At 71.3% G+C, this 26,072-nt stretch carries 20 protein-coding genes and 1 pseudogene; 8 read left to right on the forward strand and 13 right to left on the reverse strand.

Annotated features, from left to right (window positions below):
• Positions 1-3 precede the first annotated feature (3 nt).
• Complete coding sequence (locus ABEA26_RS02260; protein ID WP_345588653.1) at positions 4-429, forward strand: OsmC family protein; 426 nt, start codon at positions 4-6, stop codon at positions 427-429.
• Positions 430-450: 21 nt separating this feature from the next.
• Here ABEA26_RS02260 and narI read toward each other — a convergent pair whose 3' ends face one another.
• The 6 genes from narI to ABEA26_RS02290 form a co-directional block, all read right to left on the reverse strand.
• Positions 451-1,173, reverse strand: a complete 723-nt coding sequence (gene narI / locus ABEA26_RS02265) for a respiratory nitrate reductase subunit gamma (protein ID WP_345588655.1) — start codon at positions 1,171-1,173, stop codon at positions 451-453.
• Complete coding sequence (gene narJ, locus ABEA26_RS02270; RefSeq protein ID WP_345588657.1) at positions 1,170-1,664, reverse strand: nitrate reductase molybdenum cofactor assembly chaperone; 495 nt, start codon at positions 1,662-1,664, stop codon at positions 1,170-1,172. Before narJ ends, narI begins: the two co-directional genes overlap by 4 nt.
• A 4-nt stretch (positions 1,665-1,668) precedes the next feature.
• A complete protein-coding gene (gene narH, locus ABEA26_RS02275; protein ID WP_345588659.1) occupies positions 1,669-3,264 on the reverse strand; it encodes a nitrate reductase subunit beta in 1,596 nt (531 codons plus the stop codon).
• Positions 3,264-6,959 (reverse strand): nitrate reductase subunit alpha, encoded by a 3,696-nt coding sequence (locus ABEA26_RS02280; RefSeq protein ID WP_345588660.1) that lies wholly within the window; start codon positions 6,957-6,959, stop codon positions 3,264-3,266. Before ABEA26_RS02280 ends, narH begins: the two co-directional genes overlap by 1 nt.
• Before the next feature lie 111 nt (positions 6,960-7,070).
• Positions 7,071-7,886 carry an SAM-dependent methyltransferase gene (locus tag ABEA26_RS02285; protein ID WP_345588661.1) on the reverse strand — a complete coding sequence of 272 codons (816 nt, stop codon included), beginning with the start codon at positions 7,884-7,886 and terminating at the stop codon, positions 7,071-7,073.
• 126 nt (positions 7,887-8,012) lie between these two features.
• Entirely contained in the window at positions 8,013-8,876 is an 864-nt protein-coding gene (locus ABEA26_RS02290) for a helix-turn-helix domain-containing protein (RefSeq protein ID WP_345588663.1), read from the reverse strand.
• Positions 8,877-9,095: 219 nt separating this feature from the next.
• Here ABEA26_RS02290 and ABEA26_RS02295 point away from each other — a divergent pair, with 219 nt between their 5' ends.
• On the forward strand, positions 9,096-9,521 hold the full coding sequence (locus ABEA26_RS02295) for a hypothetical protein (RefSeq protein ID WP_345588665.1): 426 nt from the start codon (positions 9,096-9,098) through the stop codon (positions 9,519-9,521).
• On the opposite strand, the gene ABEA26_RS02300 is transcribed toward ABEA26_RS02295, so the two are convergent.
• Positions 9,503-10,318 (reverse strand): helix-turn-helix domain-containing protein, encoded by an 816-nt coding sequence (locus tag ABEA26_RS02300; RefSeq protein WP_345588666.1) that lies wholly within the window; start codon positions 10,316-10,318, stop codon positions 9,503-9,505. The genes ABEA26_RS02295 and ABEA26_RS02300 overlap by 19 nt on opposite strands.
• A gap of 164 nt (positions 10,319-10,482) precedes the next feature.
• Here ABEA26_RS02300 and ABEA26_RS02305 point away from each other — a divergent pair, with 164 nt between their 5' ends.
• The 3 genes and pseudogenes from ABEA26_RS02305 to ABEA26_RS36240 all read left to right on the forward strand — a co-directional run bounded on the left by ABEA26_RS02305 (position 10,483) and on the right by ABEA26_RS36240 (position 11,993).
• Positions 10,483-10,788: a 4a-hydroxytetrahydrobiopterin dehydratase gene (locus ABEA26_RS02305; protein ID WP_345588667.1), complete on the forward strand. Its 306-nt coding sequence runs from the start codon at positions 10,483-10,485 to the stop codon at positions 10,786-10,788.
• 5 nt (positions 10,789-10,793) lie between these two features.
• Positions 10,794-11,534 carry a class I SAM-dependent methyltransferase gene (locus ABEA26_RS02310; RefSeq protein ID WP_345588669.1) on the forward strand — a complete coding sequence of 247 codons (741 nt, stop codon included), beginning with the start codon at positions 10,794-10,796 and terminating at the stop codon, positions 11,532-11,534.
• Positions 11,535-11,620: 86 nt separating this feature from the next.
• A pseudogene (locus ABEA26_RS36240) lies at positions 11,621-11,993 on the forward strand (rhamnogalacturonan lyase family protein).
• Positions 11,994-12,008: 15 nt separating this feature from the next.
• Here ABEA26_RS36240 and ABEA26_RS02315 read toward each other — a convergent pair.
• Entirely contained in the window at positions 12,009-12,254 is a 246-nt protein-coding gene (locus tag ABEA26_RS02315; RefSeq protein WP_345588671.1) for a hypothetical protein, read from the reverse strand.
• A 326-nt stretch (positions 12,255-12,580) separates the two neighbouring features.
• Positions 12,581-15,502, reverse strand: a complete 2,922-nt coding sequence (locus ABEA26_RS02320; RefSeq protein ID WP_345588673.1) for a glycoside hydrolase family 48 protein — start codon at positions 15,500-15,502, stop codon at positions 12,581-12,583.
• Positions 15,503-16,009: 507 nt separating this feature from the next.
• Between ABEA26_RS02320 and ABEA26_RS02325 the strand changes: the two genes are divergently transcribed.
• Both ABEA26_RS02325 and ABEA26_RS02330 read left to right on the forward strand, forming a co-directional pair.
• On the forward strand, positions 16,010-17,752 hold the full coding sequence (locus ABEA26_RS02325; protein WP_345588675.1) for a glycoside hydrolase family 6 protein: 1,743 nt from the start codon (positions 16,010-16,012) through the stop codon (positions 17,750-17,752).
• Between the two features lie 146 nt (positions 17,753-17,898).
• A complete protein-coding gene (locus ABEA26_RS02330; RefSeq protein ID WP_345588677.1) occupies positions 17,899-18,828 on the forward strand; it encodes a class I SAM-dependent methyltransferase in 930 nt (309 codons plus the stop codon).
• 108 nt (positions 18,829-18,936) lie between these two features.
• Here ABEA26_RS02330 and ABEA26_RS02335 read toward each other — a convergent pair whose 3' ends face one another.
• The 3 genes from ABEA26_RS02335 to ABEA26_RS02345 all read right to left on the reverse strand — a co-directional run bounded on the left by ABEA26_RS02335 (position 18,937) and on the right by ABEA26_RS02345 (position 22,803).
• Complete coding sequence (locus tag ABEA26_RS02335) at positions 18,937-19,773, reverse strand: aldo/keto reductase (protein WP_345588678.1); 837 nt, start codon at positions 19,771-19,773, stop codon at positions 18,937-18,939.
• An 83-nt stretch (positions 19,774-19,856) separates the two neighbouring features.
• Positions 19,857-21,683, reverse strand: coding sequence for an AMP-dependent synthetase/ligase (locus tag ABEA26_RS02340; RefSeq protein WP_345588680.1), 1,827 nt, complete (start codon positions 21,681-21,683; stop codon positions 19,857-19,859).
• 238 nt (positions 21,684-21,921) lie between these two features.
• Positions 21,922-22,803 carry a LysR substrate-binding domain-containing protein gene (locus ABEA26_RS02345; RefSeq protein WP_345588682.1) on the reverse strand — a complete coding sequence of 294 codons (882 nt, stop codon included), beginning with the start codon at positions 22,801-22,803 and terminating at the stop codon, positions 21,922-21,924.
• A 201-nt stretch (positions 22,804-23,004) separates the two neighbouring features.
• On the opposite strand from ABEA26_RS02345, the gene ABEA26_RS02350 reads away from it, so the two are divergent.
• A complete protein-coding gene (locus ABEA26_RS02350; RefSeq protein ID WP_345588715.1) occupies positions 23,005-24,024 on the forward strand; it encodes a bile acid:sodium symporter family protein in 1,020 nt (339 codons plus the stop codon).
• Between the two features lie 41 nt (positions 24,025-24,065).
• Here ABEA26_RS02350 and ABEA26_RS02355 read toward each other — a convergent pair whose 3' ends face one another.
• Positions 24,066-25,940 (reverse strand): exo-alpha-sialidase, encoded by a 1,875-nt coding sequence (locus ABEA26_RS02355; protein WP_345588684.1) that lies wholly within the window; start codon positions 25,938-25,940, stop codon positions 24,066-24,068.
• Positions 25,941-26,072: the final 132 nt, after the last annotated feature.

Genomic DNA, 26,072 nt, shown 5'->3' on the forward strand with positions numbered 1-26,072 from the left:
GTCGTGGCAACCACGCGTTCCGCACACACCGTCTGGGAAGGCAACCTGCTCGAGGGCAAGGGTGTCGTCACCTTCGACTCGTCCGGCATCGGCGAGCAGCCGGTGTCGTGGCCGTCGCGCGCCGAGCAGGCCAACGGCAGGACCAGCCCGGAAGAGCTGATCGCCGCCGCCCACTCCAGCTGCTTCTCCATGGCACTGTCGAACGGCCTCGCCGGCGCGGGCAACCCGCCCACCAAGCTCACCACCTCCGCCGACGTCACCTTCCAGCCGGGTGAGGGCATCACCGGCATCCACATCACGGTGGAGGGCACCGTCCCCGGCCTCGACAACGACGCGTTCGTCGCCGCCGCCGAGGACGCCAAGAAGAACTGCCCGGTCAGCCAGGCCCTGACCGGCACGACCATCACCCTCACGGCGAAGCTGGCCTAGTCGGGACGGGGGCGCCGGGCTTCAGGAGCCCGCGCGCTCCCAACCCGGACGGTCCGGGCGCGGCCCCAGCTGCCTGGGGTCGCGCGACCGGTACACCACGTACGGCCGGAACAGGTACTGCACCGGCGCGCTGAACATGTGCACCAGCCGGGTGTACGGCACCAGGGCGATCAGCACCATCCCGATCACCGCGTGCACCTGGTACAGCACCGGTACCCCCACCATCAGCTCCGTCTTCGGCTGGAGCGTGAACAGGCTGCGCGACCAGGGCGCGATGGTGTGCCGGTAGTCGTAGCCGGTGCCGGAGGAGTGGGCGAGCTTGGCCACCATGCCCAGGATGATCGCGCCGAGCAGGAAGACGTACATGACCTTGTCGTTGGCGGTCGTCGCGCGGAACACGGGCGCGTTGGTGCGCCGCCGGTAGACGAGGACGAGGATCCCGGCGACCGTCAGTACCCCGGCCGCCGTGCCGCCGTACAGCGACAGCAGGTGGTAGGCGTGTTCGCTCACGCCCATCGCGTCCGTCCACGACTCGGGGACGAACAGCCCGACGAGATGGCCGACCAGCACGAACAGGATGCCGTAGTGGAACACCGGCGAGGCGATGTTCAGCAGCTTCGACTCGTAGACCTGCGAGGAGCGCGTCGTCCAGCCGAAGCGGTCGTAGCGGTGCCGCCAGACCAGGCCCGCGATCAGCAGGGCGAACGCGGCGTAGGGCAGCACGCCCCAGAGGAAGACGTTCATCGGCGGGCTCCGGTGGAGGCGGGCGGCAGGGTGGCGCACACGGCGTCCAGGACGCACGCGTAGGGCGTGCCGAAGGCGGTGAGCCGGGAGCGGAGCTGGTCTAGGGCGTCGCGGTGCTCGGTGAGCATGCCGACGTCCCCGGTGCGGGAGGCGAACTCCAGCACCGCCGGGAGGAAGTCGGGGAGTTCCTCGTCGGTGAACTCCAGGCCGTGGGCGCGGTACAGCTCCTTGAAGCGGACCAGCGACATCCCCCGGTTGCGGGTGTCGCCGTCGGTCCACCAGCTCAGGTACAGGCTGTGCCGGTTCTTGAAGTCGAAGACCTCCACGTAGTGCGCCTGGAGTTCACCCTGCGGTGTCACGGCCGCGTGGTCGGTGAAGGCGCGCAGCTGCGGCGCGGCCTCGCGCAGCAGGGGCAGCCGGACGCGGAAGTCGTCGTCGGGATAGGTCAGACAGAGTGCCGCCGCCTGGTACAGCACCTCGAACCCGGGCATCTGATCAGGCCTCCCTCTCGTCGTCCGCGGTCTGCCGTCTGCGTAGGATGTGGAAGTTCTCCACCGGCACCAGCGGCAGCCTCCTGCGGCCCGAGTCCTGGCCGAACGGACCGTCGCCGCCCATGCCCGGCCCGCCGTCGGTGTCCAGGCTGCACGTGTCCGGCAGCGCGGACGCCTCCAGCCGGTGCGCGTCCCCGACGGCCGCCGTCGGGATCACGTACCGCTCCTCGTACTTGGCGATCGCCAGCAGCCGGTACATGTCCTGTATCTCCTCGGCTCCCATGCCGACGCCCGCGCAGACGGCCGGGTCGGGGTCCTCGCCGAGGTTGATGGCGCGCATGTGGGAGCGCATCGCCGCCAGCTTCTCCAGCGACGCCCGCACGGGCGCGACGTCCCCCGCCGAGAACAGCTCCGCCAGGTACTCCAGCGGGATGCGCAGCGTGTCGATCGCGCCGAAGAGGTTGCCCGCGTCCTCGCCGTCGTGCCCGGTCTCCGTCAGCGCGTCCACCACCGGCGACAGCGGCGGGATGTACCAGACCATCGGCATGGTGCGGTACTCCGGATGCAGGGGCAGCGCCACCCGGTACTTGCTCACCAGCGCGTGCACGGGGGAGCGCCGCGCCGCCTCGATCCAGTCGAACGGGATCCCCGCCTCTTCCGCCGCCAGCCGCACCGCGGGATCCCCGGGGTCGAGGAAGACGTCCAGCTGGGCCTCGTACAGGTCCTTCTCGTCCGGCGTGGAGGCGGCCTCGGTCACCTTGTCCGCGTCGTACAGTACGACCCCCAGATACCGGAGCCGTCCCACGCAGGTCTCCGAGCAGACCGTCGGCTGGCCGGCCTCGATGCGCGGGTAGCAGAAGGTGCACTTCTCGGCCTTGCCGGTACGGTGGTTGAAGTACACCTTCTTGTACGGGCAGCCCGTCACGCACATCCGCCAGCCCCGGCAGCGGTCCTGGTCGACCAGGACGATACCGTCCTCGGAGCGCTTGTACATCGCCCCGGACGGACACGACGCCACGCACGACGGGTTGAGACAGTGCTCGCAGATGCGCGGCAGGTAGAACATGAAGGTCTCTTCGTACGCGAACCGCACCTTCTGAGAGGCCTGTTCGCGGGTGCGTTCCACCATCGGGTCGAGGTCGCCGTAGGCGGGGGCGCCGCCCAGGTTGTCGTCCCAGTTGGAGGACCAGGCGATCTTCATCGGCTTGCCGTCGAGTTGCGAGACGGGCCGGGCGACGGGGTAGTCGCCGCCGAGCGGGGCGTCGGTGAGGTTCTTGTAGTCGTACGTCCAGGGCTCGTAGTAGTCCTTGATCTCCGGGAGCCTCGGGTTGGAGAAGATCCCGGCGAGCTTGCTGAACCGGCCGCCCGCCTTGAGTTTCAGCGCGCCCCGCCGGTTCAGTTCCCAGCCGCCCCGCCACTTCTCCTGGTCCTCGTAGCGGCGGGGGTAGCCCTGGCCGGGGCGGGTCTCGACGTTGTTGAACCAGACGTACTCCATGCCGCGCCGGTTGGTCCACGCCTGCTTGCAGGTGACCGAGCAGGTGTGGCAGCCGATGCACTTGTCGAGGTTCATGACCATGGCGACCTGGGCCATCGGGCGCATCAGTACTCGACCTCCTGGCTACGGCGGCGGATCACGGTGACCTCGTCGCGCTGGTTTCCCGTCGGGCCGAGGTAGTTGAACGCCCAGGACAACTGGGCGTAGCCGCCGATGAGATGGGTCGGTTTGAGGATGAGGCGGGTGAGCGAGTTGTGGATGCCACCGCGTTTGCCGGTCGTCTCCGACAAGGGGACGTTGACCGTGCGTTCCTGCGCGTGGTGCATGTAGACCGTGCCGGGCGGCATGCGGTGCGAGACGATCGCGCGGGCCACGACCACACCGTTGCGGTTGACGGCCTCGATCCAGTCGTCGTCGGACACCCCGATCGCGTCCGCGTCCTGGGTCGACATCCAGATGGTCTGGCCGCCCCGGGACAGCGCCAGCATGAACAGGTTGTCCTGGTACTCGGAGTGGATGGACCACTTGTTGTGCGGGGTGAGGTAGCGGACCGTCACCTCCCGGTGCCCGTCGGGGCCGAGTTGCGGCTCGCCGAACAGCCGGCTCATGTCCAGCGGTGGCCGGTAGACCGGCAGCGCCTCGCCCAGCTCGTGCATCCAGTCGTGGTCGAGGAAGAAGTGCTGGCGGCCGGTGAGGGTGTGCCAGGGCTTGAGGTGCTCGGTGTTGAGCGTGAATGCCGTGTACCGGCGCCCGCCGGCCTCGCTGCCCGACCACTCCGGCGAGGTGATCACCGGCACGGGCGCCGCCTGGGTGTCCGCGTACGTGACCCGCTTGCCCTCGTGCTCGGCGGCCAGGTGGGCCATGGGCTGCCCGGTCTTCGCCTCCAGCGTGTGGAAGCCCTGGACGGCCAGGCGCCCGTTGGTCGTGCCGGACAGGGCCAGGATGGTGTTGGCGGCCTTCACGGCCGTGTCCAGCGCCGGCCGACCGTCGGCCGGGCCGCCGCGCACCGCGCCGTTCATGTGCCGCAGCCGCTCCACCTCCTCGTCGGGTTTCAGGGTGATGCCCTTGGCGGGCAGGCCCCTGGCCTCCACCAGCGGGCCCAGCGCCGCGAACTTCGCGCCGATCGCCGTGTAGTCGCGCTCCACGACGACCAGGGAGGGCATGGTCTTTCCGGGTTCCGGAGCGCACTCCCCGCTCCGCCAGTCCCGTACGACCCCGCCCGGCTGGGCGATCTCACCCGGGGTGTCGTGCTGGAGCGGGGCCGCCACCAGGTCCTTGCGCACGCCGAGATGACCGGCGGCCAGCTCGCTCAGCTTCTCCGCCAGCACCTTGAACGTGTCGAAGTCGGTCCGCGTCTGCCACGGCGGATCCACGGCCGGGGAGAAGGCGTGCACGTAGGGGTGCATGTCCGTACTGGACAGGTCGTGCTTCTCGTACCAGGTCGCGGCGGGCAGCACCACGTCGGACAGCAGTGTGGACGAGGTGTGCCGGAAGTCCAGTGACAGCAGCAGGTCGAGTTTCCCCTCGGGCGCCTCGTCGTGCCACACCACGTCCCGGGGACGCTCGTGCGGCGAGGCCTCCTCGGCGCGCAGCGAGGAGTGCGTGCCCAGCAGGTGCTTGGTGAAGTACTCGGCGCCCTTCGCCGACGAGCCGAGCAGGTTGGCCCGCCACAGGGTCAGGATCCGCGGCCAGTTCCGGGGCGCGTCCGGATCCTCGCAGGCGAACTTCAGCGTCCCGGCGCGCAGTTCGGCCACCGCGTTGGCCACCGGGTCGCCGAACGTCTCGCCCAGCTCCAGCGGGTTGCGGTCGAAGGTCGGGTACGACGGCATCCACCCGGTGCGCGCGGACAGCGCCAGGCAGTCCGCGCCCGTCATGCCGGCCAGCCGCCCCTCGCCCAGCGGCGAGGCCAGCACGTCGGCGCCGAACCGGTCGTAGCGCCACTGGTCGGTGTTCAGGAACCAGTACGCGGTGCCGATCATCTGGCGCGGCGGGCGCGACCAGTCCGACGCGGCGGCCAGTGACGCCCACCCGGTCACCGGCCGGCACTTCTCCTGACCGACGTAGTGCGCCCAGCCGCCGCCGTTGCGGCCCTGGCAGCCGGTCAATTGGAGCAGGGCGAGGAAGGCCCGGTAGATCGTCTCGGAGTGGAACCAGTGGTTGGTGCCCGCGCCCATCAGGATCATGCAGCGTCCCTTGGAGCGCTCGGCGGTGCGCGCGAACTCCCGGGCGATCCGCACACAGGCCGCCGCCGGGACCGAGGTGTGCGTCTCCTGCCAGGCCGGGGTGCACGGCGCGTCCGCGTCCTCGTACGTCGCCGGCCAGTCACCCGGCACCCCGTCACGGGCCACGCCGTACTGCGCCAGCAGCAGGTCGAACACCGTCGTCACCAGCGGCCCGTTCGCCCCGCCCAGCCGGGTCGCCGGGACACCCCGCCGGACGACCTCCCCGCGGCCCTGTGCGTGGGTGCCGCCGTCGGTGTCGAAGCGGGGGAGCAGCACCTCGACGCCGGCCGCCATCTCGTGGCCGTGCAGGCTCAGCCGGGGCCGTACGTCACCGAGGTCGAGGTTCCACCTGCCCTGGTCGGCCTCGTTCCAGCGGAAGCCCAGGGAGCCGTTCGGGACGACGGCGCGGCCCGTCGCCTCGTCCAGCACGACCGTCTTCCAGCGCGCGTCCTCGCCCTCCTGCCCCAGGTCGGCCGCGCGCAGGAACTTCGCCGGTACGTGCGCCCCGTCCCGCTCGTCCAGCGTCACCAGGAACGGCAGGTCGGTGAAGCGCCGTACGTAGTCGTCGAAGAAGGGGGTGACGCGGTCGACGAAGAACTCCTTGAGGACCACGTGCCCCATCGCCAGGGCCAGCGCGGCGTCCGTCCCCGGGTGCGGGTGCAGCCACTGGTCGGCGAACTTGGTGTTGTCGGCGTAGTCGGGGGAGACGACGACGACCTTCTGGCCCCGGTACCGGGCCTCCGCCATCCAGTGGGCGTCCGGCGTGCGGGTCACCGGGACGTTGGAGCCCCACATGATCAGGTACGCCGCGTCCCACCAGTCGCCCGACTCCGGCACGTCCGTCTGGTCGCCGAAGACCTGCGGGGACGCCACGGGCAGGTCGGCGTACCAGTCGTAGAACGACAGCATCGGGGCGCCGATGAGGGAGTGGAAGCGGGCCCCCGCCGCGTGCGACACCATCGACATCGCGGGGATGGGGGAGAAGCCCGCGACACGGTCCGGGCCCTGCGTGCGGATGGTGTGGACGTGGGCCGCGGCGACCATCTCGACCGCCTCGTCCCAGGTCGCCCGGACCAGGCCGCCCTTGCCGCGCGCCCGCTGGTAGCGCCGTCGGCGCTCCGGGTCGCCCTGGATGTCGGCCCAGGCCAGCACCGGATCCGAGAGTCGCGCCTTCGCCTCCCGGTACATCTCGAGGAGCACCCCGCGCACGTACGGGTAGCGCACCCGGGTCGGCGAGTATGTGTACCAGGAGAACGCCGCGCCCCGGGGGCAGCCGCGCGGCTCGTACTCGGGGCTGTCCGGGCCGACCGACGGATAGTCCGTCGCCTGGGTCTCCCAGGTGATGATGCCGTCCTTGACGAACACGTTCCAGCGGCAGGAACCGGTGCAGTTCACGCCGTGCGTGGAGGTCACGACCTTGTCGTGGCTCCAACGGTCCCGGTAGAAGGCGTCCGCCTCCCGGCCGCCGACCAGCCCGATGCTGTGCAGGTCGGGCGCGGCCGTGCCCGGACGGAAGAACCGTCCCGCCCGCAGCAGCGCCGCGCCCGGCTCGGTGGGCGGTGTCCGGGTGTCGGTCACGTGCGCTCCCTTGATCGACCGGGCCCTGGCTTCTCGAACCTAGGGGCGGGCGGGGGAGCGCACCCGTTCGCGGCGCCCGTACGGGGCAGGAGGCACCGGCGGCCGGGCCCGTCAGGGCTTGCGCGCCACCCCCGCGTACACCGGCACGATGCCCTCCGCCTGGACCGCCACGTCCTCCGGGTCCGGCCGCCATCCGGTGACCGGGATGACGCCGGGGCCCAGCAGGTCCAGGCCGTCGAAGAGACGCGCGAACTCGGTGAGCGAGCGCGGGTGGAACGGCGTGCCGCTGCGGGCGAACAGACCGGCGGCCTTGCCCACCGCCTCGGGGTTCAGGTCGGGTGTGACCTGGGAGAGGACCAGGAAACTGCCGGGCGCGAGGGCGTCGACGTACCGCTTCAACAGCCCGTGCACGTCGTCACCGTCGACCGCGTCACCGAGGTAGTGCGTCAGGGCCACCAGCGACAGGGCGACCGGCCGTGCGAAGTCCAGGGACTCGCCCGCCAGCCGCAGGATGAGGTCCGGATCCCGGACGTCCGCGTGGACGTACTCGGTGGCCCCCTCCGCCGAGCCGTGCAGCAGCGCCTGGGCGTGCCGCAGGACGATCGGGTCGTTGTCGGCGTAGACGACCCGCGCCTCGGGAGCCACGGCCTGGGCCACCTGGTGCAGGTTCGGCTCGGTGGGGATGCCCGTGCCGACGTCCAGGAACTGGCGGATCCCGGTCTCGGCGAGCGTACGGACGGCCCGATGCATGAACCGGCGGTTGGCCCGCGCCCCACGGACCGCGGTGTTGTCCGCCGCGAGGATCCTGCGGGCCAGCTCCTCGTCCACCGGGTAGTTGTCCTTGCCGCCCAGCCACCAGTCGTAGACGCGGGCCGGATGCGGCCGGCTGGTGTCGATGGGGGCGGGGGTGGCGTCGGATCCGGTCATGCGCTGTCTTCTCCTCGGAGCCTGGTCGGGTGTGCGGGTGCGGTCGGTGTGCGGGTGGGTCGGTGTGCGGGTGTGGTCGGTGCTCGGGTGGGTCGGTGCTCGGGCCTGTGCGGCCAGGTCGCCGGGTCAGAAGGTCTCGCGGTACTCGCGCAGGACCTTCTCGGTGCGCTGGGTCGAGGCGGCCCGCGCCGTCATGTGGTCCAGGACCTCCAGATGCGCGGAGACCTCCGCACGGGAGTCCAGGTACAGGGCACCGGTCAGATACTCGGTGAAGACCACGTCGGGCAGCTCCGGCTCCGCGAACCGGAAGAGCGTGAACGGCGCGTAGGTCCCGGGGTGCGGCCCGTCCTCGAACTCCGCGACCTGGAGCGTCACCCGGTCCCGGGCCGACAGCTCCAGCAGCTTGTCCAGCTGGTCGCGCATCACCCGGCCGTCGATGCTCACCGGGCGCCGCAGCACCGTCTCGTCCATCACCACCCACAGGTGGGGCGCGTCCGCGCCCTCCAAGAGCCGCTGCCGCTCCATGCGCAGGGACACGTGCCGTTCCACCGCGTCCCGGCCCGCGCTCCCGATCGTCCCGGCCTCCAGGACCGAGCGTGCGTAGTCCTCGGTCTGCAGCAGCCCGGGTATGAAGTGCGGCTCGTAGGAGCGGACGATCCGGGCGGCGCCCTCCAGGCTCACGTACATGCTGAACCAGTCCGGCAGCACGTCGTGGTACCGCTGCCACCAGCCCGGCCGGTTCGCCTCCTCGGCCAGCGCCACGAACGCCGAGACCTCGCTCGTGGGCACTCCGTACGCCGTCAGCAGGATCTGGACATACGGTATCTTCAGCGCGACTTCGGCCGTCTCCATGCGCCGCACGGTCGCCGGGGCGACCCGGAGTACCTTGGCTGCCTCCTCGCGCTTGAGGCCCGCCGTCTCCCGAAGTTCCTGAAGCCGTCTGCCGAGGACCACCTGGCCCACGGTGGGTGCGGCCCGCCGCTCACTCACGCCACGCCTCCCCAACGCGCCCAAGTCAGCCCGCAGTCTGTCATGTTCCCCGGTCAGGTTCACAGGGGGTGGTCGAGGATCGACATCATTACCTGGCGGGTAATCGACCGGGCGCGGTCCGGACGGGATCGTGGGGTCATCGGGTTCCGGTCCGGGCGCACTCCGGTCCGGGACCAGGCTCCCCGCAGCGTGTCCGACCCCGACGGAGGGTGACTCGTCATGTCCACGATCCAGATGACCGCACTTGCCCGCACTGCCGAGCCGCAGCTGATGCTGCGCCGCTTCCTCGCCCTCGACGCGATGGTGACCGGAGCCAACGCGCTCGCCTACCTCGCGTTCGCCGGACCGCTGGGCAGGTTCCTCGGCGCCGGTTCCGGGCTGCTGCTCGGCCTCGGCGCGTTCCTCGCGGTGTACGCGGCAGGCGTCGCCCTGCTGGCCTCGCGCCGCCGGCCCCCGGCGCTCGCCGTCCGGGCCGTCGTCGAGGCCAACCTCGCCTGGACGGCGGTCAGTCTCGCCGCCCTCGCCCTCTGGCTGACGCCCACCACGGCCGGCGCGGTGTGGACGGTCCTCCAGGCGCTCACCGTCGCCGGGTTCGCCCTGCTGCAGTACGCGGCACTCAGGCAGCGTCAGGACACCAGCGTGTGAAGGTACTTGACCGTCGCCGGGTCGGCCGGCAGCAGCGTCTCGATGGCCAGCTCGGCGACGGTCACGTCCATCGGCGTGTTGAAGGTGGAGATGGACGAGATGAACGACAGGATGTGGCCCTCGTGCTCGATCCGCATCGGCAGCGCGAAGTACGGCACGGGCTCGGCCGGCTCCCCGCCCGGCGCGGTGTCCGGCACCGGGTACGCCGCCACCTCCTCGTACAGCGCCCGCAGCGGCTCCGAGCGTTGCAGGGCGATCTGCCGCTCCATCTGCTCCAGCAGATGCCCGCGCCACTCGCGCAGGTTGAGGATGCGCGGTGCCAGGCCCTCCGGGTGCAGAGTCAGCCGGATCGCGTTCAGCGGCGGCTCCAGCAGTCGCTCCGACACGCCGTCCATCAACATCAGGAGGCCGCGGTTGGCGGCCAGCACCCGGTACGTCGCGTCGACGACCAGCGCGGGATAGGGCTCATATCCCCGGATGAGGCGTTCCATGCCCTCGCGCAGGGCGTCCAGCGCCGGATCGTCCAGCGGGGTCTCCGGGTAGTGCGGTGCGTAACCGGCGGCGAGCAGCAGCGCGTTGCGCTCCCGCACGGGTACGTCCAGGTGCTCGGCCAGTCGCAGCACCATCTCCTCGCTCGGCCGGGAGCGGCCCGTCTCGACGAAGCTGATGTGCCGGGCGGAGGAGTCGGCGCGCAGCGCGAGTTCCAGCTGGCTGACCCGCCGCCGCTCCCGCCAGGCCCGCAGCAGCGGGCCCACGCCCTGGGCGGTGGGGGCGGTACCGGACATGAGTGCGGTCATACGCCGAACGGTAGCCGACAGCGGCCCGCACCGGGACGGGTCGGTGCTCCGCTCCCGACCAGGGCCCGGACGGCGGTGTTGTGGCAGGCTGATCGGGTACGAGGGGGAGACCCCATGCACCGGATGGACCAGGGGGGGACCACCCCAGGAAGGGAGCGCGGCCCATGCCCGTCGAACCGCTGTCGCAGAAGGAGATCGAGGAGCGGCTGGCCGAGCTGCCGGGCTGGTCCCTGGAGGACGGCCGCCTCACCCGTTCCTACCGGCTCGGATCCCACTTCGCGGCCACCGCGATGGTCGTCCACATCGCCCAGACGCAGGAGGAACTGGATCACCACTCCGACCTGATCCTCGGCTACGACACCGTCTCCCTGGCCGTGCACACCCACAGCGCGGGCGGCGCCGTCACCGAGAAGGACGTCGAGCTCGCCCGCAGGGTGGAGGGCCTGGCCGCCGTCCATGCGGCACACTGACGGATGTGCTCGACTACGACAAGGAAGCGGAACGGTACGACGCCTCCCGCGGCGGTGAGCCCCGCGCCGAGGCCGCAGCACAGGCCGTACTGAGCCTTGTGCCGAGGCAGGCGCGGAGCCTGCTCGACGTCGCCTGCGGCACCGGCATCGTCACCCGGCGCCTCGCCGCCGGACGTGCGGGCATGCGCGTGACCGGCGCCGACCTCGCCCCCGCCATGACCCGCTACGCCGCCGCCAGGCTGCCCGGCGCCGTCGTGCTGGCCGACAGCCGCCGACTGCCCTTCCGGGGCGGTGAGTTCGACGCCGTCAGCAGCGTGTGGCTGCTGCACCTCGCGGGTGGCGCCGACAACGTGCGGGCGATCGTCGGCGAGTGCGCCCGCGTCCTGCGGCCCGGCGGGGTGTACGTCACGACGGTGGACAAGGGCGCCTCGCACAACGTGGGCAGCGACATCGACGCCGTGCTCGCCTCCCGCCCGCCCAGCACCGCCCACGACGCCGCCGACCTCGTCGAGTCGTACGCCCGCGCGCACGGCCTGGTCCCGGCGGGACAGGCCCGGTTCACCGGTCAGGGCCAGGGCCGCAGCCCCCGCCGCACGGTCGCCGACCTTCGACGCGGCTGGTTCGTCACACTGCCGCCGGGCGACCCGCTCGCGGAGCGCTTCGCCGCCCGGCTCGCGGCCCTCCCCGACCAGGAACGACCGCGCCCCGACCCGGTCTTCACCCTGCGAGCGTTCGCGAAACCGTAGGAAGACGCGGGCCGGGAGCGGCAATCCGACGGCCCCGGGCGGCGACCGACAGACGGAATCCATCCGTCCTCCAGGAGGTTCGTCCCGTGAGGCACCCCGACAAGAACCGCAGACGCCGTCCGCTCGTCCTGGGCGCGGCCCTTGCCGCCGCAGGCATCGTCGGCACCGGTCTGACGTTCTCACCACCGACACCGCCGAGGCCGCCACCGCCCGGCAGGTCGAGGCCCTCGACCGGGGCGTGGTCAGCGTCCACACCGGCGACGGCATCAAGCTCGACGGCACCCGGCTGTGGCGCGTCGACCTGGGCCGCAACATCCGCTCCACGACCCTCCTTCACGACACCCAGTACCGCACGGCCCTGGCGTGGCAGAACGCCGTTACAACCAGCCGCCGCACCCGAACTTCTTCATCGGCGCCGGCATGGCGACGGCGCCCAGGCCGGCGGCCCACACGCCCTGATCCTCGTCCGCACCTTCAGGCGGCCCGGTCCACCGGCGGGGGCTTCCCGCCGGTGACCACCGCCCGGACCCGGCTCTGGGACAGCCGCGTCCGGGCAGCGATTGCCTCCACCGGCAGACCCCGCCGGTGCGCACCGCGCAGGGCGGCGTCCCGCCAGTTCCGGAGTCTCTTCCTCGCGGCCTCGCCCGCGACCGTCCGGTGCAGCAGCACCGCCAGTCCGAGCGACAGCCGTCCCGCCGCGACCTCCCACGTTCGCGCCATGTGGAGCCCCCTGTCCTCGCCACCACTCCCACTCCCACTCCCACAACGGTCGAAGAAGTACAGCGGGGCCACAAGGGCGTGAAACGGGCGCACTGGTCACGGAGGCGGGAGGACGCGGCGCCGGCACACGCCCTCCCGGGCGGCCGTCACCGCCCACAGCGAGGACCGTTCGGGAGATGAACGCGCGAGGACCGGGCGGCCCCCGGTTGTGGGTGGGGGCCGCCCGGTCGGGTGGTCTCGTCGTCCGGTGACAAGACCGTGCACGCGGAGCCGTCAAGCGCTCCGCGGGCCGGAGAACCGCCGGCCCGCGGAGCGCTTCGCGGGGGCTATTCCAGTAGCTCCGCGTACGAGCCCATGGCGAGGGCTATGTCCGCCTGGGCCCAGAACCGGTGGTACGTGAAGGTGGGCGCGGCACCGCCCGCGAGGTAGCTCTCGATCTGCGACCAGGCGGGGTCGTCCTGGTAGAAGGAGCGGATCGAGGCGAAGGTCGACGACGCGTCGATCGTGTCGCCGTTCGGCATGGTCCCGGTCCAGCCACTCGGGACGTGCACCGGGTCGTCGAAGCGGTCGTAGTCGGCGCGGGTCTCCGGGACGGCGATGCCGAGCGCGGTCTGGTTGTTCTCCCACATGCCGTCGAGCAGCGCCTTGGCGGTCGCGGCCGCCTCCGTGTCGCCCGAGCGGTCGGCGTAGTACGTCAGGGTCTTGGCGTACGCCGCCGCCACACCGACGTCGTTGGTGTAGTCCGAGACGGTGACGTGCAGGTTGCTGTTGTCACCCGGGGAGGAGGCGTTCCAGGTGTCGGGCTGCCCCGACCACCGCATCGTCGCGGGGATCAGGAAGGTGCCGTCCGGGTTGACCGTCGTCTCCGACAGCGCCCAGTCGACCCACTTGTCCAAAACCTCCTTGGCCGCCGCGTCGCCGCTCTGCTGGTAGTACTCGGCGACCCGCTCCATGGACCACGCCTGGAAGCCGAACCACTGGTTGGACGGCGGGTCGTGGTACACCGGCTTCTCGTCGTAGTACATGCCGTAGAAGGTCGGCGTACCGGCCGGCGGCGTCGCGTACCGGCCCGCCCAGCTGTTGGTCGCGCCGCCCGCGATTGCGCCCTCGTCGGACTGCAGCCAGCGGTAGAACTCGACCTGCCGGTCGAGGGACTTGGCCCAGTCCTGAACACCCGTGGCCGACTTGGGCTTCAGGTCGTCGTAGGTGCTCAGCGCGTACGCGGCCAGTGGGTTCTGGTAGCCGCCGTGGGTGTGGCTGGAGCCGATGCGCCAGGCCCAGCCCGCCGAGCTGTCCACGGCGCCGCCCCAGGCGTAGTACCAGGACAGCAGGTAGTGCGAGGAGTCCTTGCCGGTGCCGGCCGGGCAGCTCGTCGGCCCCACGCAGTCGCCGACCTTCTTGAAGTACTTGTCGAACATGGCGTAGCGCAGGTAGTCGCCCATCTTGGCGGCCTTGTCGAGGGTGCCGGCGATCTCGTCGCCCTTGCCCTGCTCCTCGGCCCAGATGTCCGCCCAGTACGCGGCCTGCACGGCCCGCGCGTCGGCGTCCGGGGCGTTGGTGAACTTCCACTGCTTCGCGTACGAGGCGTCACCGGTGAACAGGTCGAGGTAGCCGTTGGGCCCCCCGTACTTGAAGGCGTCGCAGGTCGGCTGCGGCACCGTCTCCCACACCGACTCCTGCGCGCCGCGCTGGAAGGTGTTGATGTACGACGGGCCGGTGTCCGAAGGCCCCGCCTCGCAGTTGCCGGGCGAGTTGCCGTAGCCGTAGGTGTTGTCGACGTCCTGGAGCCAGTGCATGCCGTAGACGTCGTCCGTGCCGTACGCCGACTTCAGCTCGGCGGCGATCGGGTCCGGGCCGACGGAGACCGCGCCGTCCAGGGGTGCCGGGTACTCGTCCGGCGTGTCCAGCTCGGGTGCGTACGTCGCCGGTTTCGAGGCGTTGTAGGCCGAGTTGGACGGCTGGTCGGCGTGCGTGGGGATCATGTACGTCTCCATGATCTCCCAGGCGTTGTTGAACCGCGTCCAGTCGCCCGTGACCTTGCCGTACATGGCCTGGAGCCACAGCAGGTAGCTGTACGCCTCGGACGTGGTCTCGTGCCCGTGGTCCGGCGCCTCGACGATCAGCGTCTCGACCGAGTGGTACGGGATGCCCTCGGGCGAGAAGTAGCCGTTCGCCGGATCGGTGATCTTCCCGTAGAGCTCCAGGAAGCGGGCGTCGTAGTCCTTCGCGGCGGCCAGCTGGGTCACGTTGACCGCGGCCTTGCCGTGGCCGGGCGCCGTCGACTCGAAGAGGGCCGAGCCGGTGCCGGAGGCGTCGGCCGCGATGGTCACCTTCTGGGCGGTGTCCCAGTTCGACGGGGTGAAGGTGAGGCTCGCGCCGCCGGAGACGGTCAGGCCGGTGTTGCCGCTCGCTCGGGCCGTGGTCACCGTGACGTTCGCGGTCGGCTGCTTCGAGAGCTTGACCTCGTACGTCCCGGACTCGCCCTGCTGAACCCCCAGTTGGGTGGGTGCGGCCACCACGGTGGGTCCCGATGCGACCGTGATGCCGACCGGTGTCGAGCTCGCGGAGGCGCCTGTGCTGTCGTACGCCTTCGCCACCAGGGAATGACTGCCCACGGTCAATCCGGAGGCGGAGTGCGTGTAGGGCGAGCTGGTGTCCGTGCCCAGCAGCGTGGTGTCGTCGTAGAACTCCACCTTGCTGATCGTGGCGTCGTCTGCGGCGGCCGCCGTGGCCGCCAGCGGGACCGCCTCGCCCTGCGAGTACACCGCGCCCGCCTCCGGGCTGGTCAGCACGGTGATGGGCGGCTGGTGCTCTCCGGCACAGACGGTGCCGTTGACCGCGAAGCCGGTGGGCGCGGCGTTGGTGCCGCTGTACGTGAACTGCCCGCCGGTCGTGACAGCGGCCCCGGCGGCGATCGTCGCGTTGTACGAGGCGTTCTTCACGGTGACGGTCCGGCCGGACTGGGACCAGGTGCCGTTCCAGCCGTTGGTCAGCTTCTGGTCGCCCGCGTAGTCGTACGTCAGTGTCCAGCCGTCGATGGCGTCGCCGCCGCGGTTGGTGAGCGTCAGCTCCGCGGTGAAGCCGGAGCCCCAGTCGTTGGTCCGGTAGTCCACGCTGCACCGGAGGGCGGCGGCCCGGGCGGGAGTCGATCCGGTGCCCACCATCGTGAGGGGGAGTGCGAGAGCTGCCAGTGCGGCCGTCCACAGTCGCCGCGTGGTGCGGCGTCCGGGTCTGTGTCGGGGGTGCATGGTGCTGGTTCCTCCTGCGGCTCGGGAGCGGTGGGGGAGGAGCAACAAGCCTTGAACCAGTGGGAGCGCTCCCATAGTGAAGAGCGGGTCCACAGCGGTCAAGAGGTGTGAACAGTCGAAAAGATTCGACAGAGGTCGCCGCGAGAAAGTCGGTGACTCCTCTGGTCTTCACCGTCACTTGGCGCTACCTTCATCGGCACCAGTGGGAGCGGTTCCATCAGTCGACGCGTTCGTCACGGCGCGCCCGAACTGCAAGGAGTCGCTCATGCGACATCCCCCGCTCCACCTTCCGTGTTCAGGACTTTTAGCCGCGGTCGCGGCCGGTCCCACGCGTCATCGGCCGGTGTGCCGGCTCGCACATCCCCCGGGCGGTCCCACCGTGCCCGCGGGCCGTTCCTGATCTCCCGCCACGGCACCCCCATGCCGTTCGGCGGCGGGCCGCGCCCGGTTGGCGCGCGGCCCGGCACGACAGCACCCGCACCCCCACGAAAGAAGGAACCCGCACTCATGACCCGTAGCAGAACCGCGATGCTCGCTGCCCTGACGCTGGTCGCCGGGGCGTCCGGCACGGCCTTCGCCGCCCATTCCGCGAACGCCGGCGCGGCGGCCGTCCCCTGCACCGTCGACTACGAGATACAGAACGACTGGGGCAGCGGCTTCACCGCGGCCGTCACCGTCACCAACAACGGCGCCGCCACCTCCAGCTGGTCGCTGGGGTGGACGTACGCCGGCAACCAGCAGGTCAGCAACAGCTGGAACGCGAAGGTCAGTCAGAGCGGTGCCGCCGTCACCGCGGCCAACGAGTCGTACAACGGCACCCTGTCCACGGGCGGCTCGGCCGGCTTCGGCTTCCAGGCCACCTACAGCGGGAGCAACGCGATCCCGGCCACCTTCACCCTCAACGGCGAGACCTGCAACGTCGACGACGGCGGCCCGACCGACCCGGGCCCGACCGATCCGGATCCGACCGACCCGCCGGAGCCGGGTGGCCCGTCCGACCGGGTGGACAACCCCTACGACGGCGCCAAGGTCTACGTGAACCCCGAGTGGCAGGAGAAGGCCGCCGCCGAACCCGGCGGTGACCGCATCTCCGACCAGCCCACCGGTGTGTGGCTCGACCGGATCGCCGCCATCGAGGGCGTGAACGGCGGCATGGGTCTGCGCGACCACCTGGACGAGGCGCTGGCGCAGAAGGGCTCCGGCGAACTCGCCATCCAGCTCGTCATCTACAACCTGCCCGGCCGCGACTGCGCGGCCCTCGCCTCCAACGGAGAACTGGGCGCGACGGAGATCGACCGGTACAAGACCGAGTACATCGACCCGATCGCCGCGATCCTCGCCGACCCGAAGTACGCGGACCTCAGGATCGTCACCACGGTCGAGATCGACTCGCTGCCCAACCTGGTCACCAACGTCAGCGGGCGGCCGACCGCCACGAAGAACTGCGACGTGATGAAGGCCAACGGCAACTACCAGAAGGGCGTCGGCTACGCCCTGAACAAGCTCGGCGACACCGCCAACGTCTACAACTACGTCGACGCCGGCCACCACGGCTGGCTCGGCTGGGACAGCAACTTCGGCCCCTCCGCCGACATGTTCAAGACCGCCGCCACCACCGAGGGGGCGACCGTCGACGACGTGCACGGCTTCATCGTCAACACCGCCAACTACAGCGCCCTGAAGGAGGAGAACTTCAAGATCACGGACTCCGTGAACGGAACCCCCGTGCGCCAGTCCGACTGGGTGGACTGGAACCAGTACACCGACGAGCTCTCCTACGCCCAGGCCATGCGCGACAAGCTGGTCACACTCGGCTTCGACCAGAACCTCGGCATGCTGATCGACACCTCCCGCAACGGCTGGGGCGGCGCCGCCCGGCCCGCCGGTCCCGGCCCGCAGACCGACGTCAACGCCTACGTGGACGAAGGCCGCTACGACCGTCGCATCCACCTCGGCAACTGGTGCAACCAGTCCGGAGCGGGCCTCGGCGAACGCCCGCAGGCCTCTCCCGCCGCCGGGATCGACGCGTACGTCTGGATGAAGCCCCCGGGCGAGTCCGACGGCGCGAGCGAGCCGATCGACAACGACGAGGGCAAGGGCTTCGACCGGATGTGCGACCCGACGTACGGGGGCAACGAGCGCAACGGCAACAACCCGTCAGGCGCCCTGGACAACGCCCCGATCTCCGGGCACTGGTTCTCCGCGCAGTTCCAGGAGCTGATGAAGAACGCCTACCCGCCGCTGCCGTAAGCGGGCTCCCGTGTAGGTGACGCCGTCGGGGTCCGGTCTCCGGATCGGACCCCGGTGGTGCCCTTTTGCGATTGTGGCAAAGTGATTTGCCCCGACGTGGTGAGTCGTCGCACCCTGGCGGCATCGCGAACGGGAGGCTGACCAGCATGGCGCACGACCACCAGCACAAGCACGACCCCGTACACGGCCAGGACCACGGCCACGGCCAGGACCACGGCCACGGCCACGGCCACGAGCATATGGACTGGGCCGAGATGGCCCCGCTCCTGGAGGCGCAGGCGGAGCTGTACGCACCGCTGTACCGGCAGGCCATGACCTGGCTGGCACGCGAGGTGACCGAGCCCGGCCTGATCGTCGACGTCGGCAGCGGCCCCGGCGTCGTCTCCTGCCTGTTCGCCGACGCCTTCCCCGGCGCCCGTGTCGTCGCCGTCGACGGCGCCGGAGCGTTGCTGGAGCGGGCCCGCGCCCGCGCCGACCGGCTGGGCGTCGGCGACCGCTTCGGCATCCTCGCCGGCGACCTGCCCGGCGTACTGGGCGAACTCGACTACCCCGCCGACCTGATGTGGGCCAGCCAGAGCCTGCACCACCTCGGAGACCAGCGCGCGGCCCTCGCCGCGCTCGCCGGCCACCTGACACCCGGCGGCACGCTGGCGGTCCTGGAGGGCGGACTGCCCGCCCGGTTCCTGCCCCGCGACCTCGGCATCGGGCGTCCCGGGCTGCAGGCCAGGATGCACGCCGTGGAGGAGGACTTCTTCGCGGAGATGCGCGCGAACGTGCCCGGCTCGGTGGCCGAGACCGAGGACTGGCCGGCGCTGCTGACGTCGGCGGGACTCGAGCACACCGGCACCCGCAGCTTCCTGCTCGACCTGCCCGCGCCGGTCTCGGCCGAGGCCCGCGCGCACGTCGTCTCCTCGCTGTCCCGGATGCGCGACCGGGTCGGGGTCGGCCTGGACACGGGCGACCGGGCCACCCTGGACCGGCTGCTCGATCCCGGGGACGAGGCGAGCGTGCACCGGCGCCAGGACGTGTTCGTACTGGTGGCGCACACGGTCTACACGGCCCGACGGCCCTCCTGACCGGGTAGTTGACGGCAGTCGGGGCAGCAGCCCGACCGAGACCCGCGAGGGGGACCGGCCGTACCGGCCGGTCCCCCTCGCGCGGGGCGGCGTCTCATTCCCCGTAGATCACTCCCCGTTGAACTCCGCCGGGTCGAATCCCAGTCGCCGGTCCTCGTTCAGCGCGCTGATCGCCGCGAGGTCCTCGGTGTCCAGGGCGAAGCCGAACACGTCGATGTTCTCCCTGATCCGGGAGGGCGTCACGGACTTCGGGATGACCACGTTGCCGATCTGGAGGTGCCAGCGCAGCACGACCTGGGCCGGGGTGCGGCCGTGCTTCTGGGCGATCGCCACGATCGCCGGGACCTCCAGCAGTCCCTTGCCCTGGCCGAGCGGGGACCACGCCTCGGTGGTGATGCCCTGCTCCGCGTGGTACTCACGGGCGGCGTGCTGCTGGAGGTGCGGGTGCAGCTCGATCTGGTTGACGGCCGGGATGACCGACGTCTCGCCGATCAGCCGCTCCAGGTGCTCCGGGTAGAAGTTGGAGACGCCGATGGCCCGGACGCGGCCGTCGGCGTGCAGCTTCTCGAACGCCTTGTACGTGTCGACGTACCGCTCCTTGGCCGGCATGGGCCAGTGGATCAGGTACAGGTCGACGTACTCCAGGCCCAGCTTCGCCAGCGACGTGTCGAAGGCGCGGAGGGTGGAGTCGTACCCCTGGTCCGTGTTCCAGAGCTTGGTGGTGACGAAGAGGTCCTCGCGGGCGACGCCCGAGGCGGCGAGCGCCTTGCCGGTGCCCTCTTCATTGCCGTAGATCGCCGCTGTGTCGATGCTGCGGTACCCGGCCTCCAGCGCCTGGGCGACGGCCGTCTCGGCCTCGTCGTCCGGAACCTGCCAGACGCCGAAGCCCAGCTGGGGCATCTCGACGCCGTTGTTCAGGATGATCGGGGGGACCTTGCTGCTCACGAGCTCTTGATCCTTCGGTTGTGGTCAGGTGGTACTCACATCGTCAACGATCACGGCCCGTGATGCATTCCTGACCCGCGAACTCACGCTGTGTACAGCGCCTCGATCTCGCCGGCGTAGGCCTTCTCGATGGCCTTGCGCTTGAGTTTCAGCGAGGGGGTCAGCAGCCCGTGCTCCTCGGTGAACGGCTGCGCGAGAATGCGGAACGTGCGGATCGACTCGGCCTGCGACACCAGCGTGCCGGCCGCGACGACCGCGCGCCGCACCTCAGCCTCCAGGTCGGCGTCGTGCACCAGCTCGGCCGCGGGCAGCCGGGGCTTCCGGCGCATCGTCAGCCAGTGGTCGACGGCCTCCTGGTCGAGGGTGACGAGAGCGGCGACGTAGGGGCGGTCGTTGCCGACGGCGATGCACTGGTTGACCAGTGGATGGTCGCGGACGCGTTCCTCCAGCAGACCCGGTGAGAGACTCTTGCCGCCGGAGGTCACCAGGATCTCCTTCTTGCGGCCGGTGATGGTGAGGTAGCCGTCCTCGTCCAGCGCGCCCAGGTCGCCGGTGGCGAGCCAGCCGTCTCGCAGGGTCTCGTCGGTGGCCTTCGGGTTGTTGAGGTAGCCCTGGAAGACGTTGTCGCCGTTCAGCCAGATTTCGCCGTCGTCCGCGATGCGCACGGTGACGCCGGGCACGGGTACCCCGACGGTGCCGAAGCGGGTGCGCTCGGGCGGGTTGGCGGTGGCCGCCGCCGTGGACTCGGTCAGACCGTATCCCTCGTAGATACGCACGCCCGCGCCCGCGAAGAAGAGGCCGAGCCGCCGGTCCATCGCCGAGCCCCCCGACATGGCGTTGCGCAGGCGTCCGCCCAGTGCCGCCCGCACTTTGGCGTAGACGAGCCTGTCGAAGAGCTGGTGCTGCACCCGCAGCCCCGCCGACGGGCCGGGGCCGGTGCCCCAGGCATTCGCCTCCACCGCCTCCGCGTACTTCACGGCCACGTCGACGGCCTTCTCGAAGGGACGGGCCCTCCCCTCCGTCTCGGCCTTGCGCCGGGCCGCGTTGAACACCTTCTCGAAGATGTACGGCACCGCCAGGATGAACGTGGGCCCGAAGGCCGCCAGGTCGGGCAGCAGGGCGGCGGCGTTCAGCTGCGGCTGGTGCCCGAAGCGGACCCGGCCGCGGATCGCCGCGACCTGCACCATCCGGCCGAAGACATGGGCGAGCGGCAAAAAGAGCAGCGTCGCCGCCTCGTCGCCCTTCCGGGAGTGGAACACCGGCTCCCAGCGCTCGATGACGGTGTCCGCCTCGTACATGAAGTTGCCGTGCGAGACGACACAGCCCTTGGGACGGCCGGTGGTGCCCGAGGTGTAGATGACGGTTGCGGGCGTGTCGGGTGTGACCGCCTTCCGGTGCCGGTGCACCACGTCGTCGTCGAGATGGGCGCCTGCCTCGTACAGCTCCTGGACGGCTCCGGAGTCGAGCTGCCACAGGCCGCGCAGGCGCGGCAGCCGGTCGATGACGGTGGCGATCGTCATCGCGTGGTCCTCGTGCTCCACGACCGCGGCCGTCACCTCGGCGTCGTACAGCATCCACACGCACTGCTCGGCCGACGAGGTCGGGTAGAGGGGCACCACCTGGGCGCCGATCGTCCACAGGGCGAAGTCGAAGAGGGTCCACTCGTAGCGGGTGCGGGACATGACGGCGACCCGGTCGCCGAAGCGGACGCCCTGGGCGAGCAGCCCCTTGGCGAGGGCCAGCACCTCGTCGCGGAACGCCCCGGCGGTCACGTCCCGCCACTGTCCGGCATCGTCCTTGCGGCCGAGCGCGACGTGCCGCGGGTCTTCCTGGGCATGCTGGAAGACGATGTCGGCGAGACCGCCCACCGGTGGTGCCGCCGTGGACGGAGGACTGGTGAACTCGCGCAAACCCCGCTCCCCGCTTCTCGTGACGCCCGACGGCCCCGCACAGCGCGGTGAAAGCTACCCCAAGCGGGATGGGGTCGGGAGGGGTGCAGAAAGCGAACAGCGCTCGTGTCCGCGCTGGTCAGCGAGAGGAAATGCGCTCACATGGGGAAGGGTCGGACACTTTCCTGACCGTTGAGTAAGCTTCGGCGCCGTAATCTCCACCGAATCTGTACGACCTGCTTACCGCCGGTACGTAGGGCTATCCGAGGCCCGTCCGCCGGGGCCGGTGCAACCGGTCGCCGCCCGCCAGGATCGCCGACGCCAGGGCGTCCGCCGCGCCCTGCGCCGAGGGGTGGCGCCGCCCGTGGACCAGTACGAAGTCGACCCGGCCCAGCTCGGGCAGTCCGGCCCGCTCCGGCACCCGTACCAGCCCGGGCGGGACGAGACCGCGCGAGTGCGCCATCACGCCGAGGCCCGCACGGGCCGCCGCGATCAGGCCGTTGAGACTGCCGCTGGTGCACGCGACGCGCCACTCGCGGCCCTGCCGCTGCAGGGCGTCCAGCGCCAGCGCGCGGGTGATGCCCGGCGGCGGATACACGATGAGCGGCACCGGACGGTCCGGGTCGAGGCGCAGTCGCTCCGCGCCGATCCACACCAGCCGGTCCCGCCAGACCGGTTCGCCCTGGGGGTCCTGTGGCCGCCGCTTGGCCAGCACCAAGTCCAGTTTCCCAGCGGCCAGCTGCTCGTGCAGCGTGCCCGACAGTTCCACCGTGAGCTCCAGATCGACCTCGGGGTGGTCGTGCCGGAAGCCCTCCAGGATCTCCGGCAGCCGGGTCAGCACGAAGTCCTCGGACGCCCCGAACCGCAGCCGGCCGCCCAGCCGGGTGCCGGTGAAGAAGGCCGTCGCCTGCTCGTGCACCTCCAGGATCCGGCGCGCGAACCCGAGCATCGCCTCACCGTCCTCCGTCAGCTCCACGGAGTGCGTGTCACGGCTGAACAGCTGCCGCCCGGCCGCGTCCTCCAGCCGCCGCACGTGCTGGCTCACGGTCGACTGGCGCAGGCCGAGCCGCCGGGCGGCCTGCGTGAAACTCAGCGTCTGGGCCACCGACAGGAAGGTACGCAGGTGGGACGGGTCGTACATCCCTCCACGTTATCGCGGAACATGATGACAGTCAGAGCGGTATACCGGATTCCCGATCGCTGAGTGAGAGAGCAGGATGGAGCGGAGACCTGCGAGCCCGGGCCCGCGACCTCGGGCTCGTGGCCCCGGGCCCGTGACCGCGCCGGACGACAGTGAACGAGCAAGTGGAGCGCCGTGAAACGCCTGCGATGGCCGCGTCGGATGCCGATCGACCCGTACATCCTGCTACTGCTCGGGACGGTGGGCCTCGCGGCGCTGCTGCCGGCCCGCGGCACGGGTGCGGACGTCGCCTCCGGCGCATCCACCGCCGCGATCGCGTTCCTCTTCTTCCTCTACGGCGCCCGGCTCTCCACCCGCGAGGCGATGGACGGGGTGCGGCACTGGCGGCTGCACGTCACCGTGCTGGCCTCCACCTTCGTCGTCTTCCCGCTGCTGGGGCTCGCGTCCCGCGGACTCGTCCCGGTCCTCCTGACCGGCCCCCTCTACCAGGGCCTGCTCTTCCTCGCCCTGGTCCCGTCGACCATCCAGTCGTCCATCGCCTTCACCTCCATCGCCCGCGGCAACGTGCCCGCCGCCATCTGTGCCGGGTCCTTCTCCTCGCTGGTGGGCATCGTCGCCACGCCGCTGCTCGCCGCCGCCCTGCTCGGCGGCGGGGGCGGGTTCTCGGCCGACTCGGTGGTCGCGATCGTGCTGCAACTGCTGGTGCCGTTCGTCGCCGGGCAGCTGCTGCGCCGCTGGGTCGGGGGCTTCGTCGCCCGGCACAAGAAGGTCCTCGGACTCGTCGACCGGGGCTCGATCCTCCTCGTCGTCTACGCGGCGTTCAGTGAGGGCATGGTGCGGGGCATCTGGGGTCAGGTCAGCCCGGCCCGGCTGGCCGGCCTGCTGGCCGTCGAGGCCGTACTGCTCGCCGTGATGCTGCTGCTGACCTGGTACGGGGCGAAGGCGCTGCGCTTCGGCCGGGAGGACCGGATCGCGATCCAGTTCGCCGGGTCGAAGAAGTCCCTCGCCGCCGGACTGCCGATGGCGAGCGTCCTGTTCGGCGCCCAGGCCTCGTTGGCCGTGCTGCCGTTGATGCTCTTCCATCAGATGCAGCTGATGGTGTGCGCGGTCATCGCCAAGCGCCGGTCGCACGACCCGGAGGCGGTCGCCTCCAAAAAGTCCGAGGGGTCCGAGGAGTCCGCCACCCCGCCGCGCCCCACGGCCGGCACCGGGAGCCGCTGAACCGGTGGGGGCACGTCGCTGAACCGTCGGGGCAACGCCGCTCAGCCGCCCGCCTCCACCCGGTCCATGGGCAGGTACAGGACGGTGTTCCCGCCGGCCGAGGGCGGGTTTCCGGCACCGATCTCCGCGTCGGTCAGGGCCCGGTCCCACACGTGCACCTCGTCGATCGCGCCGGTGAAGCGGGCCCGGCCGTCCACGCGCTCGCCGATGTGCACACCGAACGGCGAGTTCCGGCTGACCGAGCCCGGCACGTCCGCCGCGCCGGCCGTCGTACCGTCGACGAAGAGCGTGAGCCGGCCCCCGCCGCGCCGCAGCGCCAGGTGGTGCCAGCGGCCGTCGTTGTGGGCGCGGTCGGTGCGCACCCACGCCGAGCGCGGGGCCGCCCCGCCGTCGCGCGCGGTGATCAGCCCCTGGATCCGGCCGTCGCCGGGCTCGGCGCGCAGCCACACCTGAGGCTGTGTGGTACCGACCCCGCCCATCCACAGCAGCGGCTGCTCCCCGTCGTCCGCCGTGTACCGGAACCACAGCGACACCGTGAAGTCCCCGGCCCCCAGCGGCAGCCGCTCGTCGTACGGCAGCCGTACGGCGTCGTCGGCGCCGTCGAGGGCGAGCGCGCCGCCCACCATGCCGTCCGTCGTCCCGGCGCCGCCGAGCACGGTCGCTGGGGCGGCACCCGCGGCGAGGTCGGGGGTGGTGGGGTCGGCGGCCCGGCGCGGCCGGAGCCAGTCTTCGGTGAAGCGGGCGAAGCGGATCTCGTCGCGGGCGTCGGCCGTGCCGCCCTCGTACAGCAGGCCCACGGTCTCGTCGTCCACGGCCACCATGTCGGAGTAGCCGGACCAGTCGCGGGTGACGACCGTGCCGCGGTCCACGGTGTCCCAGGTCGCGCCGCCGTCGTAGGAGGAACGGATCGTCAGCGTCCGGCGGCGGTCGGGGTCGGCCGGCGCGGACAGCAGCATCCGGTCGCCGAGGCGGAGCAGGGCCCCCTGCACCTGCGGGGTGTACAGGTCCGCAAGGGCCCGGAAGGGGCCGGTGAAGCTGTCCCCGCCGTCACGGCTGGCGGCCTGGGTGCGGTGGCCGAGGTCGGTACCGTGTTCCTCCCGGCCGCTGACCAGCAGCGTGCCGTCGGCGCGTTCGGTGAGGGTGAGTTCGGACGGCTTCTGCCGGAAGGTGCCGTCGGCGGCCACGGGCCAGGTGTCGGTGGCCCCGACCTTCCAGTGCTCGCCGCCGTCGTCGCTGACCACCAGCGCCGCGTGGTTGGCGGTGACCCGGCCGCCGTCCCAGGTCTCGGCGTTGACGCCGACCACGAGCCGTCGGGGGTGGGCGCCGCCGGTGAGCTGGACGCCGTGCACGGGGCCGGTGGCGTACCAGGAGTTCCAGTCGGGCGGCAGGATCCCGGCGCTCAGGTCGCGGGGAGCGGACCAGGTGCGGCCGTCGTCGTCGCTGTACTGAAGGTGGGGAGTGCGGGCGCAGGGCACCGGGCAGCCGACGGCGTCCGTACGGCCGGCGTTGTACGTCTCGACCAGCAGGACGCGGCCGGTGGCGCGGTCCACGACCGGGGCCGGGTTGCCGTGGGTGTCGCCGCCGCCGTCGTTGACGACCCGGAGCGGGCCCCAGGTGCGCCCGCCGTCGGTGGAGCGCTTGACGACGATGTCGATGTCGCCCGCGTCACCGCAGTTCAGCAGGCGGCCCTCGGCGAAGGCCAGCAGGGTGTCGCCGGTGGTCCGGACGATCGCCGGAATGCGGAAGCAGGCGTAGCCGCCGGGGTCCCGGTCCGCCCTGAAGAGGACCTGCTGCTCGAACTCCGGCGCCCTGGCCGTGGCTTCGGCGGGCGCGGGGAGCGAGGGGGCGGCCAGGGCGAACAGGGAGGCGAGGGCGAACAGGGGGGAGCGCGGAAGCGTACGGGGAGGTGACGGCATGAACGGTCTGCCCTTCGGGCGGCTGGTCGGGAGGGAGCCGGTCGTCAGGACATCAGTACATCAGGACATGAGCGCGCAGTACGACAGGACATGACCAGCCCTGCTCGATAAGCCCCTATATGCTCCCGCCGC

The organism is Streptomyces marokkonensis (genome assembly GCF_039539045.1).
GTDB lineage: Bacteria > Actinomycetota > Actinomycetes > Streptomycetales > Streptomycetaceae > Streptomyces > Streptomyces marokkonensis.

Excerpts from the sequence above, each read along its gene's own strand:
- narH (WP_345588659.1), bottom strand. The coding sequence starts at position 3,264 with ATGCGCCCGATGGCCCAGGTCGCCATGGTCATGAACCTCGACAAGTGC.
- ABEA26_RS02325 (WP_345588675.1), top strand. The coding sequence starts at position 16,010 with ATGACCCGTAGCAGAACCGCGATGCTCGCTGCCCTGACGCTGGTCGCC.
- ABEA26_RS02305 (WP_345588667.1), top strand. The coding sequence starts at position 10,483 with ATGCCCGTCGAACCGCTGTCGCAGAAGGAGATCGAGGAGCGGCTGGCC.
- ABEA26_RS02300 (WP_345588666.1), bottom strand. The coding sequence starts at position 10,318 with ATGACCGCACTCATGTCCGGTACCGCCCCCACCGCCCAGGGCGTGGGC.
- narJ (WP_345588657.1), bottom strand. The coding sequence starts at position 1,664 with ATGCCCGGGTTCGAGGTGCTGTACCAGGCGGCGGCACTCTGTCTGACC.
- ABEA26_RS02350 (WP_345588715.1), top strand. The coding sequence starts at position 23,005 with ATGCCGATCGACCCGTACATCCTGCTACTGCTCGGGACGGTGGGCCTC.
- narI (WP_345588655.1), bottom strand. The coding sequence starts at position 1,173 with ATGAACGTCTTCCTCTGGGGCGTGCTGCCCTACGCCGCGTTCGCCCTG.
- ABEA26_RS02320 (WP_345588673.1), bottom strand. The coding sequence starts at position 15,502 with ATGCACCCCCGACACAGACCCGGACGCCGCACCACGCGGCGACTGTGG.
- ABEA26_RS02315 (WP_345588671.1), bottom strand. The coding sequence starts at position 12,254 with ATGGCGCGAACGTGGGAGGTCGCGGCGGGACGGCTGTCGCTCGGACTG.
- ABEA26_RS02295 (WP_345588665.1), top strand. The coding sequence starts at position 9,096 with ATGTCCACGATCCAGATGACCGCACTTGCCCGCACTGCCGAGCCGCAG.
- ABEA26_RS02355 (WP_345588684.1), bottom strand. The coding sequence starts at position 25,940 with ATGCCGTCACCTCCCCGTACGCTTCCGCGCTCCCCCCTGTTCGCCCTC.
- ABEA26_RS02330 (WP_345588677.1), top strand. The coding sequence starts at position 17,899 with ATGGCGCACGACCACCAGCACAAGCACGACCCCGTACACGGCCAGGAC.
- ABEA26_RS02345 (WP_345588682.1), bottom strand. The coding sequence starts at position 22,803 with ATGTACGACCCGTCCCACCTGCGTACCTTCCTGTCGGTGGCCCAGACG.
- ABEA26_RS02285 (WP_345588661.1), bottom strand. The coding sequence starts at position 7,886 with ATGACCGGATCCGACGCCACCCCCGCCCCCATCGACACCAGCCGGCCG.